Origin of the sequence: Vibrio sp. Isolate25, from assembly GCF_022398025.1 — a bacterium.
Taxonomy (GTDB): domain Bacteria; phylum Pseudomonadota; class Gammaproteobacteria; order Enterobacterales; family Vibrionaceae; genus Vibrio; species Vibrio coralliilyticus_A.
In genome coordinates, this window is sequence record NZ_JAKEUT010000001.1 from 1 (window position 1) to 15176 (window position 15176).

Annotated in this window: 9 protein-coding genes and 4 pseudogenes; 6 read left to right on the forward strand and 7 right to left on the reverse strand. The window is 40.9% G+C overall.

Going from position 1 to position 15176, the window contains the following annotated elements; genetic code table 11:
- On the reverse strand, positions 1–193 hold a 193-nt coding region (locus L1D15_RS00005; protein ID WP_239874235.1), incomplete at its 3' end, for a hypothetical protein.
- Between the two features lie 766 nt (positions 194–959).
- Between L1D15_RS00005 and L1D15_RS00010 the strand changes: the two are divergent.
- The 5 genes and pseudogenes from L1D15_RS00010 to L1D15_RS00030 all read left to right on the forward strand — a co-directional run bounded on the left by L1D15_RS00010 (position 960) and on the right by L1D15_RS00030 (position 7573).
- Positions 960–1952: pseudogene (locus L1D15_RS00010) on the forward strand (transposase).
- A 177-nt stretch (positions 1953–2129) separates the two neighbouring features.
- Positions 2130–3158: an OmpA family protein gene (locus tag L1D15_RS00015; protein ID WP_239874236.1), complete on the forward strand. Its 1029-nt coding sequence runs from the start codon at positions 2130–2132 to the stop codon at positions 3156–3158.
- A gap of 425 nt (positions 3159–3583) precedes the next feature.
- Positions 3584–4249, forward strand: coding sequence for a winged helix-turn-helix domain-containing protein (locus tag L1D15_RS00020; RefSeq protein WP_239874237.1), 666 nt, complete (start codon positions 3584–3586; stop codon positions 4247–4249).
- On the forward strand, positions 4236–4712 hold the full coding sequence (locus L1D15_RS00025) for a hypothetical protein (protein WP_239874238.1): 477 nt from the start codon (positions 4236–4238) through the stop codon (positions 4710–4712). Before L1D15_RS00020 ends, L1D15_RS00025 begins: the two co-directional genes overlap by 14 nt.
- Positions 4713–5425: 713 nt before the next feature.
- Positions 5426–7573: a chitinase gene (locus tag L1D15_RS00030; RefSeq protein WP_239874239.1), complete on the forward strand. Its 2148-nt coding sequence runs from the start codon at positions 5426–5428 to the stop codon at positions 7571–7573.
- Positions 7574–8466: 893 nt separating this feature from the next.
- Here L1D15_RS00030 and L1D15_RS00035 read toward each other — a convergent pair.
- Positions 8467–9531, reverse strand: a pseudogene (locus L1D15_RS00035) (IS3 family transposase).
- Positions 9532–10244: 713 nt separating this feature from the next.
- On the opposite strand from L1D15_RS00035, the gene L1D15_RS00040 reads away from it, so the two are divergent.
- Positions 10245–10799, forward strand: coding sequence for a hypothetical protein (locus L1D15_RS00040; RefSeq protein WP_239874240.1), 555 nt, complete (start codon positions 10245–10247; stop codon positions 10797–10799).
- 39 nt (positions 10800–10838) lie between these two features.
- Here the strand turns inward: L1D15_RS00040 and L1D15_RS00045 are convergent.
- The 5 genes and pseudogenes from L1D15_RS00045 to ulaG form a co-directional block, all read right to left on the reverse strand.
- A pseudogene (locus tag L1D15_RS00045) lies at positions 10839–11196 on the reverse strand (IS4 family transposase); the annotation flags it as partial.
- Positions 11197–11646: 450 nt separating this feature from the next.
- Positions 11647–13059, reverse strand: a pseudogene (locus tag L1D15_RS00050) (IS4 family transposase).
- A 34-nt stretch (positions 13060–13093) separates the two neighbouring features.
- On the reverse strand, positions 13094–13432 hold the full coding sequence (locus L1D15_RS00055) for an IS3 family transposase (protein ID WP_275658267.1): 339 nt from the start codon (positions 13430–13432) through the stop codon (positions 13094–13096).
- Positions 13433–13587: 155 nt separating this feature from the next.
- A complete protein-coding gene (locus tag L1D15_RS00060) occupies positions 13588–13854 on the reverse strand; it encodes a transposase (protein ID WP_239874242.1) in 267 nt (88 codons plus the stop codon).
- Between the two features lie 222 nt (positions 13855–14076).
- Positions 14077–15144: an L-ascorbate 6-phosphate lactonase gene (gene ulaG, locus L1D15_RS00065; protein ID WP_239874243.1), complete on the reverse strand. Its 1068-nt coding sequence runs from the start codon at positions 15142–15144 to the stop codon at positions 14077–14079.
- Positions 15145–15176 lie beyond the last annotated feature (32 nt).

Below are 15176 nucleotides of genomic sequence, written 5' to 3' on the forward strand. Positions count from 1 at the left end.
CCACTGACCCCAGCTCGTTCATCAATAAGCGATTCGCCTCTTCCATCGCCAAAGGCAGACCGACCGCTTGCTCAAACCACAATACGAAGTCGTGAGTGGAAAAATGTAACACTGGTAGCTGTCGCTCCAACATAACGGCCTTTAGGATATGCGCGATGCGAACGTTATCAAAGGGGGAGGGTGAAGGGTTCATACTCGGGACACCTTTTATTGAGTAATACACAACCCAAATACTAGGGAGCTACTCTGTAAAATACCATCAACCCTTCCTATGTTTTATATGATTAAACCCTAAGCCTTCAACATCTCATCATCAAAAACAAAAAAACAGATTGATCAGTGGGGGGGCTTAAGTATAGGTATAAGGCACGCCCCTTTCAATTACAAGGATGTCATTGCACTATCAACTGTAAATGCATTACAAAATAATCAATGAGGCTAAATAATCTAGAGAGGGTGAAAAAAGTGGTAGAGTTATTACGTTATATGTCAACCCATATGACTGACTTACGTTGTTATAAATTTCCCGCTACGGTGTGTCGTTCGGGCTTCATCATTCGCTCTACCGCGTTACCCTCTCCCGAACTTATGTCAGGGAGAGGGTCCTTTTTTTTTGCAGAAGCCTTATTTACTGCTCACTTTGAAAAAACTCAATACCTGCTTTAAGGTCTCTGTTTGTTTCGATATGATATTGTTGGCCGATTGAGTTTGTTCAGCAACTGTCTAGAATGTGTTTGACCGTATCGTTTATCCCGCTAATCCGTTCTGTAATATCATGTGTGACCGCTCGCTGCTCTTCTGAAGCCGTTGATACCTGAGCATTCATCCCTGAAATATAGGTGACTTACTCACGAATGTCCCGAAAGGCTTGTGATACGGCATTCATCATTTGTTGGGCTATCTGCACCAGCAGTTTTGGATACTGAGTTAAGTGAGTACAATCACTAACGAGGTGAACCATGACAAACAAGAAGAAACGTATTATTTATTCTTTTGAATTTAAGGCTGAAGCTCTGAAGCTAGCAGATTAGCTGGGCATAGCTACGGCAGGCAAGACAGCTCTCCTTACATGAATCTCAGTTCTACGCTTGGCGCAAGGCTGTTAAGAAAGACATCATAACTAGTCGGTGAGAACAAAAGCTAGCTGCTGAAGTAGCCGAGCTTAAAAGGCAGTTGGCAGAAGAGATGGATATTGTAAAAAAAAGCCGTCACCGACTTCGCAAAAAATCTAAAACAGATTGTTTTGAATTCATGCTTGGACACCTGCTGCACTTTATTGTTGTCAGCATAGTAAGGTGTTCAGGGTTTCTCGAAGTGGTTTTTATTATTGGATTAAACATCGCCACAAGGCTATTCAACGCGAAGTAACTCGCCAATAACTTGACACAAAGGTTAAAGGACTAAATGGTTCAAGGCACATCCAGAAAGAGCTGTTTGAGAACGGTGATAGCCATGATGTTAAGCCAGCATGAAGTGTCAGAATTTAACGCCGAAAGCGGCACGCTGTTTAAGTGTACAATAGGATACCAGTCGCTCCAAACTTGTTAGCTCAGAACTTTAATGCAACGGCTCTTAATCAGAAATGGACGGATGATGTCAAGTATTTTGCTGTGATCATTGACCTTCACTCTCGACAAGTGATCGGTTGGTCGATGGATACCAAGATGATGGTAAATCTGCGAAGCATTATCAATGGCTCTACTTCGTCGAAGGTTCGCGGAGACAGTTATTGTTCATAGTGATACCAGTACTTGATCGAAAGATTATCAAGACCTCATCACTGCAGCAAAGTATGAGTAGGGGGGAATGCTTGTGTTGAAAACTTCTTCCATTCGATGGAAGTGGAAGAAGTTCAATACGAACCTTTCATTACTAGAGACGAGATATGTCAAATGGTCAGCGCTATTGGTTATCTAAGCCAAGTTGATTCTGAACAGCAAACTGTTGCTTAATAAAGAGTCAAGTTTGACTAGAGTAGTTCAGTTTTTTGAGTGAATTATAATGATTCATTATACTAAGTAATACCTCTCCTTGTATAATTTAGATTGACTCTTAGGGAATCAACCTTTTAGTCTGTTCATGATATAATAAACCTCATTCAGCTCCATTTTTATATAAAGGAAAATAGCGTGAAAAGAACAATGTTGGCGCCACTTTTAGTGGCATTACTTTCCTCAGCTTCTTGGGCTTCAGTAACCCCAAATGCTGAGGATTTTTGGTACTTCCAAGGCGAGCTAGGATACACGGTACTTTCTGAAGCTTGTTCAGATGGCTATACAGCATGCGAAGATTCTGGTGGTGGATTGGCTGGGAATATAGGGTACCAAATAACCCCTTATTTTGCTCTTCAAGGTGGCTATCGTTATTTGGGGCAGTTTGAACGTAGTCAAGGCAGCAATCAAAGTGAAGTCAAGCTGAGTGCATTAGAGTTGACAGCGGTAGGTTCTTACCCTCTGAATACTGATTGGTCCGTATACGGTTTGGTGGGAGCATCACTAGGGCAAAGTGTCTATACAAATGGGACAGTTCTCGATAACCTTTCCTCTAACGGAATGAATCTTAGCCCAACAGTTGGTACTGGGGTACGTTATCGCCTAAATAATCATTGGCAAACACATGCAGGAATTCAGTGGTCGCCGGATATGGCAGGCTCAACAACAGATGCAGGATTGGTGAGTCTTGGGATTCGTTACGAGCTTCCTTCAACTGAGCCTAGACAAACTGTGGTCGTTCAATCCGCTCCAGCTGAGCAGCAGGCCAAAATCAAAGAAGTGATTATCGAAAAAACACATCTGACGTTACCTTCTATCACACAAAACGCCTTTTTTGGTTTCAATGACGCCACGTTAACCGATGTAGCTAAACGTGAGATTACGGATGTTGTCACACGCTTAACCACTTATCCTAAAAGTAATGTACGCTTGTTAGGGTTTTCGGACAGTGCAGGAAGCACTGAGGTTAACAAAGTGATGTCAGAGCGTCGTGTTCAGGCGGTAGCGCAGTACTTGAAGGAGCAAGGAGTTCAACCTGAACAAATATCAATGGAAAGTTTTGGCAAGCTAGATCCAAGCTACTCAAATGAGACAGCAGAAGGTCGAGCGATGAATCGTCGAGTCAGTCTAATCATGGATGCTATTGTTATTGAGAGTGAAAAATAATGTATACGGCCTGAAGAACATCAGGCCCTTATCTCCCACATAATCTAAGTAATATCTTTATATAATTCCGAATGAAAAATTCGGAATTTTGATTGATTGTTTTATATAAAAAATATTCAATTGCGAGGTTTTTAGGTAAAGTATTGGTAACGCTGTGGTCTGATATTCTTTATCATCGTTTACCGACTACATAGAAGTCTCCCCTAAATACAAAGCCATCGATAAGAAAATATTTTTCTACAATCACATTGTGCTATCTGTTTTGATTTTTTGAACCATGTTTGTAGTTAATTTGTGGCTTTAATGATTAATACTATTGCATAAGCATAATATTAGTGGCATAAAGTTTGTCACTATTCTGTATAGAGTAAGTGATTTAGATGTCACTTTATCGTTATGAGTCAAGTACAAATATTTGAGGTCTCATGAGTTTATCTTATATCATTAACAAGAACATCAGGTTGGATTTAGGGTCTAATGAAATCAGACATTTACACACAGGGCTCACATTTCAGTTAGGTGCCAACGAAATAGATCTTTTAAAGTATTTGATTACCAACCCGGGCATTCTTTGTTCTAGACAAACTCTCATTGATCAGGTTTGGAGCTCAAAAGGGGTCTACGTTGAAGATGGTAGTTTAATGCAAACCATCTCTATGTGCCGAAAAGCACTACAGGATAAAGGTGGGAATATCATAGTGACGGAACGAGGCAAAGGTTATCGGTTCACGGCACACGTCACTACTGAAGAGAATACTGAGTTATGTGAAGATACCGATTTTGATCATCTTATTCTGAAAAAAGACAATTGGAAAACTTTCCTGAATATCAACAGCCTTCTTTGTTTTTCCATCCCAACTGTACTTTCATTTTGGATTTGCACCCTTTATTTTTTTCCAAAAAATACATCTACTTTTGTCAATCTATCTCCCTTCACAAAATGCCAAATAGTACAGAAAGAGCAAGTTTTATATAACTTTAGTAAAGGAATAAAGTATAGTATCGGTAAACTACATCTGCTCGTTGATGAAAATGGTCAATCCTTAAGTTTCACTGACTCTTTAGAAGGTGTAAATTGTGTTTATAAATAAAGGTATCCATTTTGCGTCATTGGGTGTTATCGGTTCCATTTTAGGTGCCTTAATCGGATATATTTGGTTTAGTGAAAAAAATATTGAGCTTGAAGGGATTTATAGCTCTGAAACATCATTTATTACTGTTGCGCATACCAATTTCGTCATCCATGAAAAACCTCATATAACCCTCAAACTTAATGGACACGATCAATATCACTTGTTTGTCACCTTATCCAAAGGCTTAGGCTTCATATCATCCGGTAATTTTGAATATAATGAGAAAAAACTGACTTTAAACTCGATCCATTATGAAAAAATAGTCCCGGATCGGCCTCTGACGTTTTTGGAAAAAATGTTGATAAGTCAAGGAACACTGATATTAGGCGGTGATATAGACTTAGTTATTATTGATAAAGACCGCTTTCTATTGATTAAACCTTATCATATTTCATACTTTTGTTCTAAACAGCGGTGTTGATTATCACTATAGTAATCTATATGACATCGTTAAGTATTTAATTATTATTACCAACACATTTATCCACAAAAACTGTGGATAAATGTTCGTTTCACTTGTTAAGTTAAATAGATCCTTACAGAAATTATATAAGTAGGTTTTTAATTTTTAATTAACTCTACCGCAGGTTAGATCCGATCTCGATCTAATGGTGGGTTGTTCATCCATTCAAATTTGACAGACAGGAATAACCTAGCTGCTAAAGAGAACAATATGGTTAAGAAAGCACTCTAATCTATTGATTAATAAGCAAATTAGTCGATTAAAACATTGTTATCTTGATGAGTTCCGTAAATGCTAATCAAAGTGACTCTGAGACAGCATTGAATGTTGAACTTGATAAGCATCTTGGGTACGAAAAGAATCCTCTAAGCCAAGCCTCTATAGGTATTCCACGAAGTCGATTATTATTGATGTTGGTGATTCAAGCTTCAAGTAAATTCTTGAAATGTAAAACATCGTCGAATGAGCCTCTGTTTTACATCATCTATTATTTTTTATTCTCTTTGATGTGATCCAAAATCAAAAGAGATGTTAAGAATAAGTCTTATCCTAAATTATTTATCTTATTTAAAAAATGCGTGTGTGCGTGTGAAAGAACAAAGAAAGTGTGAAAAAAATTGAAATAATAAATAATTAAACCAAACTACAAACTATGAAGGATCAAACTACTAATGAAAATGAATGTAAATATAATAACTAGCAGTGTGCTATTGTTTCCAGCACTCTCACTTGCCAACGATGGAGATCCTATAGAGCGCCTCCCTCTTAGCCAAGTACTTGCGGATGAAGAATCCATTGTTGCTCAGCAACCGGAAGGTTATGCCTTAGTGGTTGAATCTATTAGAACGTTGAATAACGATGAAGTAGAAAAAATAGCACCAAAACGAGCGAGCAACCCGGATAATGTTAAACGCATTGAGATGATTGTCTCAGAGCAAGATTGGAACCAACTGTTTCCTCAGCGAGATCCCGCCTACACCTATTTGAATTTCCTTAAAGCATCAGGAAAATACCCCGCTCTTTGTGGCGATTACGACGATGGGCGAAACGCGGAGGAGATCTGTCGTAAAACATTAGCTACCATGTTTGCCCACTTCACTCAAGAGACTGGTGGACATGATGCGAGCTCAGATACACCGGAGTGGCGCCAAGGTCTTTATTATCTCAGAGAGGTTGGTTGGGGTGAAGACACATCTGGTGGATACGGAATCTGCGACCCTGAAACATGGCAAGGCCAAGCTTATCCTTGCGGCACCAATCCTGATGGTACGTACAAAAGTTACTTTGGCCGTGGATCTAAGCAATTGAGTTACAACTATAACTATGGTCCATTTTCTCATTCAATTTACGGAAACGTAGAAAAGCTGCTTAATGAGCCGCAACTGGTAGCTGATACATGGTTAAACTTAGCCAGTGCTGTCTTTTTCTATCTCTATCCTCAACCCCCAAAACCGAGCATGCTGCATGTTATTGATGGAACATGGAAGCCGAATGAGAACGACTTGGCAGCAGGGTTAGTCCCTGGCTTTGGCGTCACCACCCAAATTATTAACGGTGGTGTAGAGTGTGGAGGTTCAGAGGAGCACATTCAATCCCAAAATCGTATCAAATATTATCAAGAGTTTTCTCGCTACCTAAGTGTCGAAATCCCTGATGATGAAGTTCTGGGTTGTAAAGGTATGAATCAATTTGATGCCAATGGCTCAGGCGCTCTTAACATCTACTGGGATGAGGATTGGTCATGGGATGAAAGTACACCTGATGGCCGCTCATATAAGTGTCAGTTAGTGGCGTATCAAGGTCCTTATTCATCATTTATAGAGGGCGACTATACCAAATGTGTCGAAGACAAATTTAACGTGACTGTCTACGACGACACCAACGGTAACCTACCTCCAACCGCGATGGCTGGTAATGATGTTGCTGTGAATATGCATCAGGCGCATGAAGTTGAACTATCAGGCTCTTACTCAACGGACACAGATGGAGAAATTGTTTACTATCAATGGCAACAAACAGACAGCTCTGGGATTGAACTAGGTTTTAATTCTCAAATTGGAGAGCGTGTAACGATTTCTGTTCCTGCTGTTGAACAGGAAATTGACTTCACCATTATGCTGACGGTGACCGATGATAAAGGCAAGCAAGACTCCGATACAATGACAATATCGACCCAAGATCTGACAGAAAATGAAGCACCAGTGGTATTCGTTTCTGGTCCAGAATCAGTGGTTGAAAAGCAAACCAACGTTTCTGTCAGCGCTTCGATTGAAGATAAGGATGAATCAGATAGCCATCTACTTTCTTGGCGGCTATCTGAGGAATTAGATTACATGCTCAGTAATAACGGTCAAACCATTACTTTTACCGCGCCAGAAGTAGACGTAGATACACCACTGTCCGCACACGTTTTAGTTGAGGATTCAGCGGGCAACCAAACTAAATCCTCTATGACAATGTTGGTGATGGATCTATCTGATGGTGGCAATGGCAGTTGTAACATGATCGATCCAAATGCAGGTGAATATCCGGCTTTTAACCCGGACCAGGTGTATACTGAAGAAAGTGAGCCAATTTCACATAATGGATTTGTCTATCAGGCTAATTGGTGGGTACAGGGCGATGAACCGACACCGGAGAATGGTGCTTGGGATCTATTGAGTAGTGTTGATCTTCCTTGGTCAGCAGCTACCGCTTATGACGGTGGTGCATTAGCCAATTATGGTGATCATCAGTGGCAGGCTCAGTGGTGGACTCAGGGGGAAGAACCAGGAACCGTTGACGTATGGGTTAATATTGGTCCAAACACCTGTTTGTAAGCCTTAAGGTCATATATGAGTCAGCGTTTACGTTGACTCTTTGCTTTTTTGTTCCCCCTACATAATCAATGCTTCCTCTAACTCATTATCAACACACTCTTTAAGCTCGAAGCCAGCTGTCTGGGGATTGACATACTATTTTCTTATCTTATGCTGTACTTTTTATCATCCTCGCCAAACGCTGCGTGAGCTTACGCGAGCGTTTAAGGCTAGGACTTGTCGCTCACCAAAAACATTTATAGGCGTTATCCGAAATGGCTGTGATTGGCTGGACCGGCTCTATGTAACTAGAGCCAGCTCCGTATGTCTTGTCCAATGCGAAGCAAGAGACAGCTTGATGAACAAGTACAGAAGACCCTTTCTATGAAAGTAATGCTGTTCGGTTTAGAGACTTGAACGATCCTAGGATCGATAACCCACATTAACTTTATTAGTGAGTTTTTTAGGTTTACTCAAGAATTGTTTTTGGCAAATGAAACCATTGAAGGTGATAAAAACTACGGGGCTGTGGTATCCTATTCAACTTAAATGGATAGAGCGAGCTTTGATTTTTACATCTAAAGTGAGTATTAGGAAATACTGCTTAGGGGGTGAGCACCAATGGAACAGAAAACAACGCTAGTAGGGGGAAGTGTTGGTATTAAAAAATCGACACTGAATCTGAATACTAATGGCGCTTATATCGATACTCTTTTATGGTAATAAATCGAATTACAGGAGATTAATTGTTGTTAAGTGAAATCAGCAGCTGTACTAATTCAGACCTGATCTGACAGTTACCCACTTTTCGACTTGGTGCCTGTCAGATTATATCTGGGCTAGATTCTTTTCAGCCACTTTCGTGGCCTGACCTTTCCCCGAGATCAGTACCACCTCAATGATGTTTCTTACCTTCACACTGCTTTATTGGCATACTCAACTGGCGTCATGTAATTGAGGGAGCTATGAGGCCGAATGTGGTTGTAATGCTCTCTCCATAGATTTATTTCGTAACGTGTCTCATCCAGAGTTCTGAACCAGTGTTGATTGAGACACTCATTTCTAAACTTACCATTTAAGCTTTCCACAAAGGCGTTTTGAGTTGGTTTACCAAGCTGGATAAAAGCAAGTGTTACCGAGGTTGCCTTAGCCCAAAAGAACATAGCCTTACTGGTGAACTCTGTGCCGTTGTCGCAAACAATATTGTCAGGCTTACTGCGCACCTCGAGCAGTTGAGTTAAAAATCGAGCAACCTGCTGATGCGGACACCAGTTGTCCAATGACCTCTCGTGAAAAGTCATCAACGACATTGAGTACGCGAAAACGTCTTCCATTACTCAACCGATCAGAGAAAAAATCCATCGACCAGCGTTGATTAGCTCGGGTAGGGTGAGCCATAATCAATCGAGGACGATATAGCTTTTTACGCTTCTTCGTTCTAACTTGGAGCCCTTCTTCCGTGTATAGACGATAGGTGTGTTTCTTATTCACAAACTAAGCCCTCTGTCTTTAGTAAGCCATGGAGCATCAGATAGCCGTAGCGAGAGTATTGGGCAGCGAGTTCTTTCAAGCGTTCGCGTAAACCCATATCTGACGGACTTTTAGGACAATATCGAAACGCTGTTCGACTCAAACACGCAAGCTTACAGGCCACTCTTTCACTGAATCGATGAGTATCAATGAGATATCGGACAACAAGCTTTCGAGAAGATGGTGTTACCACTTTTTTGAGACAACGTCCTTCATCGCTTCAACTTCGAGCAGTTTCTCAGCCAACAATTTCTTGAGCTTCCTGTTTTCAGATTCCAAATCTCTTAATCGTTTTGCTTTGTTCACTTCCACCCCTGCAAATTTGCTGCGCCAGTTGTAAACGTGCCCGATGATATTCCCATATCATGACAAATGTCGTCCACCTTAGCGCCAGCCTCGTGCTGCTTTATCGTCTTAATGATTTTTTCTTCCGTGTACCGTTTTTTCATTTTGAGATCTCCACTGTTTCTAGTGTATTAGAAATCTCATCAAAGTCATGGTGTAAATTGAGGGGGAAAGGTCAGGCCTTATGTACCTTCATCTATTTACGATCCGTAAACCTTGTATCTGGTACTACTAGACTTTTCACTCTGGTATCTAAGTACATCAAAGGAACTTTGTCTCATTGACATAATCCCTTGACCAAACCCATATGGATTTGATGACAGATTATTTGGTCATGTTCAGTAGCGATACCGCACTTTAACCTTTCCCACGCAAGTACTTGTGTCATATATTTTCCTCTGTAAGTTCAATCTTTGGCGTTAGCGCAATCACGCACGCATACTGCTTTCTATTTCCTCTAATCTTACAGTAAGCTCCCTCCATTTTCTTTACAAAACATTAAGTTAATATTGAAATAACTACCATACTATTAATGTGAAATGCTATTACGTTACTTTTGAGTCATATTCTCTGTGTGAAATGCTATTACGTTACTTTTGAGTCATATTCTCTGTGTGAATAGCTATTTGTTATTGTGAATAAAATACAAATTAACAGTTGTAAAAGCGTAATTGATTGTGTTTTTATGAAATATGTATGCTTACTCTATGTGTATTTTCGACGCACAACAAACATCAATTACCTTTTATAAGGGTTTTCTCATGTAAGGTTCTCGTTGCTGTTTGTAAATAAATATTTATATCTAGGAGAATTATAAATGAGAAAATTAATATTAATGGCTTTTTTTCTAATGTTTGGTCCATCTTTTGCTGATGCTGAGTCTAGTGAGTCAACAAATTACACGTTTGATACACAAGCATTCTATGAGGAGGTCGGGCCTAGCGTAATTGATATAACACTAACTGGATGGACAGATAAACCCGCTGACTACATAGATGGTAATAATCCCGATGGTGAAACATACAGTTGGCCTTTTATAACGGTTGTCTCTAATAATTGCTCTATTAATGTCACAGGTACCAATGACGAAAGTTATATCTTTGAATCACGATACGGCTGGATATTCACTTCTAAAATAGCCCCAGAGGAATGTGATATTAATCATATAACGCCAGTACCAGATAGAAATATCCTCTATTTCGATTTCAAACGTAACGAAGGAGAAGTGAACTATGACAACAGTATGAAACTAAGAATAACAATGAAGTCTGGAGAAGAGTTCAACCCTGAAAGCTTCTTTGTCATAGCAAGATATGTACAGAATAGCGACGGTGGCCTTGGCTTTTTAGACGAGTATCATATTTCCGAGTAACTTAGTCCATAAAGAGTTCCCTGATGAGGGCAACGTAGTTCACTTAAAAGGAGCCGCGTAGCGACTTGATATTTTTACCGCCCTAGACCGATTTGGCTTAGGGCGTTTGTCTATAAAGAGGATAGATAATTCGCCTCGAAGGCTCTTTAATCGTTTCGGCGTATTACCTAAAGACACCGCTTGACTTATCATTTTTAGCTGGCTATAAATTGGCAAGCGTACTTAAAGCTGATTTAATTAGGTAAGCGTCCTTGTTCGCGGCGGCTTGACTGCCTTCTCGTCTCACCAAGTTATAACCAAGTAGCAGTCCTCAGACGAACTCGACTGTTTTGCTTCTCAACACTAAAGCGTTGTGTTGCATTGAGCTCTTGATGTCACGATAACTTAATTCGATCTGTAACGGTCAACTATATTTGGAGACAGCTTTAGGCAGTTTTAAGTAATTCCATCTCATATTGTACTGGGGGAGATGTTACCCAGTTTGTAAGGTCGTCGCTTTTGATTATAAAACGGTTTGATGTAGTCAATTATGTCAGCAATCGCTTGTTGTCGAGTTTCGTACCCACGGTAGTTTACTCGCTCCGATTTCAAGCTTCTAAAAAGTCGTTCGGTCACAGTATTGTCCAAACAATTACCCGCCCGTCTCATGCTTGCCTCAATACCAAATTCTTTTAGTGAGTGTTTGTAAGATTCACTGGTATATTGACCCCCTTGATCTGGATGAAATACCACGCTGTCACAATCTTTCCGCTTTTGTACTGCCAAGCGCAGTGCGCGAGTCGTTAGCTCTCTATTAGGCTTATCGGAAAACGCCCAGCTAATAGTACTAATGCCGTTAGGATAAGCATTAACGCTTATACCTAAATGGGTATTTGGGTGGGACAAAAAGGACTGAACGTCGATACGTTCGGTCCTTTCTTTTATCAGGTAAAATGAAGTGGCTTATGCTCTCCCTCATCTGTTTGAGTTTACTTGGCAAAGTTCCATCAGGACTGAGTGCCAACCAACGTAATTGGGTATCTATCAAATTTATTGCAGCTGTAAAGCTTACTCTCGTTGGTCTTACATCGGCATTTTGAGCAATATGAATCATCTCTAAGCGCACCAAATTGTACGCCAGCAATACTCCCCAGAGCTCTTGTCTAACGCCAGCAGCAAAACGACTTCTCAAGGTGACCTCACTTTGTAGCTGAGTTTGCTTTATCTCACCGTAGCCTTATTCTATTTCCCAGCGCTGCCAATAGACAGCCAATAAGTCTTCTAATGAGTATTGTTCAGGCTCAACAAGTGATGTTATAAAATCTTCAATTTTGCCCTTTGGGTCTTTATAGAGGATAGGCGCGCTTGCCAATGAGTAGGTAAATTAGGGTTATTACGCCGAGCTTGGGAGGAGATTGGCATAGAGATAAGCATGTCGTTTTCAGCAAATTGCTTCACAACCTCATATCTTAATTTCCGTTTTACGGGGGTTAGCCAGTGGCTGTTAGAGGCTGCTGCATTCCACGATATCAATAGGTCGGCAGAAAAGTAGCAACGGTCAAATAGCGTGAGTGAGTTTGCTGGTACATCTGCTAACAATCGGCGTGCTAACGTGGCTTCACCAACCTGACATCGAATGCAGCACCCATCATAAAGTGAGTCTCGGTAGCCATCAGGCCGACCAGGCGAAGTTGAGGATAAGGTCTGTGTTTTTGAGAAATGAATCCAAATGTTTACGCGTTGTTTTCTGAATCTTGGCAACGAAAGGTTGTGCCATCCACGGCCATGATATTTAGTCCTAGCCCCTTATCTTTCACTAATGCGTTTCTCTCCCAAGCTGCCACAGAGGTTTTAAACAAAGCGGCGAGAGGGGCTTCATCTAAACGTTGCCTAGAGTCAGTAAGTACGCTAGGTGCAACACGAGACCAAGAATCCTAAGGCTTAGGTTGGAGAGCTAGGTCAAGAGAAATGCATACTTCTTTGATTGATTGATTGATTGATTTCGTTGTAGTCCCATCCAAATGACGAGCCAGACGGCTTGTTGCGCTGGTAAGCGTCGCCTTCTAATGCTTGCTTTAGACGTATCAAGCAAAGCTTGTTCTATCCATTCAAGCTGAATGGCATTAACTACAGACTCGTAATTTTTACNTCTAATGCTTGCTTTAGACGTATCAAGCAAAGCTTGTTCTATCCATTCAAGCTGAATGGCATTAACTACAGACTCGTAATTTTTACCATCCTCGATAGTCTCATGTGCCAAAAGCAGCTCTTGAGCAAACATAAAAAATCCCCACTAACCTTGTTAGTGGGGATTATCATACGATCTCAGGATCGTTCAAGTCTCTAAACCGATCAGCATTACAGCTAATAATACGGCATGAACATAAATCCATAATAACTGCGAGATAGAGCCAACCTTGTTGTGTCCGAATATAGGTAATGTCACCAGCCCGGTATTGGTTAAGTCTATCAGGGTTAAACTCGCGATTAAGCTTATTCGGCGCCTTTCCACCCGCTGGATAGTTATGCTGCTTTGGTCGTTTCGCAACTAAGCCAAGTTGTTTCATCCATCGACGAACTTTCTTGATGCCAATCGTAAACCCCATACTCTGTAATTCAGATCGCATTCGACGCTTCCCATACGTAGCATCCATATCACGATGAACTTATTTCATCGCAGCTCTCAATCGAACACTTTCAGTATCAATAACTTTGGGCTTTAACCGATAGTAAAATGAGCTAGCAGCGAGAGCTAAGCATCGGCAAATCTGTTGTATCGGGTAGCCTAACTTCTTTAGATTTACCGCAATTACTTGTTTTTGTTCATTTCCATTGCGAAGAAGGCCGAAGCTTTTTTTAACAGCTCATTATCACTTTTAAGCTGCTTGAGCTGTTTTTCTAACTCTTGAATTCGCAGTTGTTTAGCAGTCAGTGCTGTTGATTTGGGTGTAACGCCAGATTGTTCCTGCTTGTATTGAGTTACCCAGCGTTGAATTGAAGACAAACCGACACCCATTGCAGCGGCCGCGTCCTTATGTTTGTAACCATGAATGATCACGAGTTCAGCTACACTCACGTTTAAATTCGGGAGAAATGTTTCTTGGCATATGTAACCTCATTTAATCGAATGAAATAATACCTCTAAACAGATCTCCAATTTAAGTACCGTTACAAGTTGTTAGAGGGTGCTACAGCTAGCCTTCATAGTCGAGAGTTCTGAACTATTAAACTTTCGTAGCAGCATGGAAACTCTATAAAAAAGGAGCGATTCATCGCTCCCTTAATGATGAGAAAATGCTTACAAGAACGCGCGGTAAGGCAATTCTGGATCATTCTTGAAGATGTCAGCAAAGCCACGGGAGTGCTGGTAGTGCATGCGACCTTTGTCTGTTGGGTAAGTATACTTACCACCCACTTGCCAGAAGAAAGGTGCGAAGCTGTATTGAAGACGCTCTTTCTTCATGTTCCATAGCATTTCGATTTCACGTGGGTCGTTTTGGAAGTTAGCCCAAATGTCATGGTGGAATGGAACCACAACTTCACAGTTTAGAGACTCAGCAGCGCGAAGAATATCTGAAGACGTCATTTTATCAGTTACGCCACGTGGGTTCTCACCGTAAGAAAGCAGCGCTACATCGATTTTGTGGTCGTTACCGTGCTTCGCGTAGTAGTTCGAGTAGTGAGAGTCACCAGAGTGGTAAACAGAGCCGCCAGTTGTTTCTACCAAGTAGTTCACTGCGCGATCATCCATACCATCTAAAATGTCTTTATCTAGTGAAGACGTACCTTCTGGAAGAGTAACAAGCGCTGTACGGTCGAATGCGTCTAGAACCTTGATGTTTACGTCTTTGATGCGAATTTCGTCACCAACTTTAGCGATAACACAACGATCTTCTGGCACACCCCATTTCATCCATAAATCAACACACGCTTTAGGACCAATGAATTTCACGTGATCGCCACAGTTTTGTAGAACTGCTGCTGCAACGTTGATATCGATGTGGTCCCCATGGTCATGTGATGCCATTACCGCATCAATTTCTTTAATCGCAAATGGGTCTAGCGGGAAGATTGCAGTACGTAGGTTTGGTTGAAGCGCTTCAACACCACCCATACGCATCATTTGGTGTTGGTTTTTCATTTTTTGAACCGCTTGTGTCTTCTTACCAGTACCACACCAGAAGTCCATTGATAGGTTTGCACCTTCTTCAGATTTTAACCAGATACCTGTACAGCCAAGCCACCACATAGAGAATGTGCCTGGTTCAACGACAGTTTGTTCAATCTCTTCATTTAACCATGTGCCCCACTCAGGGAATGTATTTAGGATCCAAGATTCGCGAGTGATTTCGTTTACATTGCTCATGATAATACCTTTTATTTCAATAATTTGATTAA

Bases quoted from the DNA above. Each gene is read 5' to 3' on its own strand.
- L1D15_RS00020 (WP_239874237.1), top strand. From the start codon at position 3,584: ATGAGTTTATCTTATATCATTAACAAGAACATCAGGTTGGATTTAGGG.
- L1D15_RS00030 (WP_239874239.1), top strand. From the start codon at position 5,426: ATGAAAATGAATGTAAATATAATAACTAGCAGTGTGCTATTGTTTCCA.
- L1D15_RS00040 (WP_239874240.1), top strand. From the start codon at position 10,245: ATGAGAAAATTAATATTAATGGCTTTTTTTCTAATGTTTGGTCCATCT.
- L1D15_RS00055 (WP_275658267.1), bottom strand. From the start codon at position 13,432: ATGGATGCTACGTATGGGAAGCGTCGAATGCGATCTGAATTACAGAGT.
- ulaG (WP_239874243.1), bottom strand. From the start codon at position 15,144: ATGAGCAATGTAAACGAAATCACTCGCGAATCTTGGATCCTAAATACA.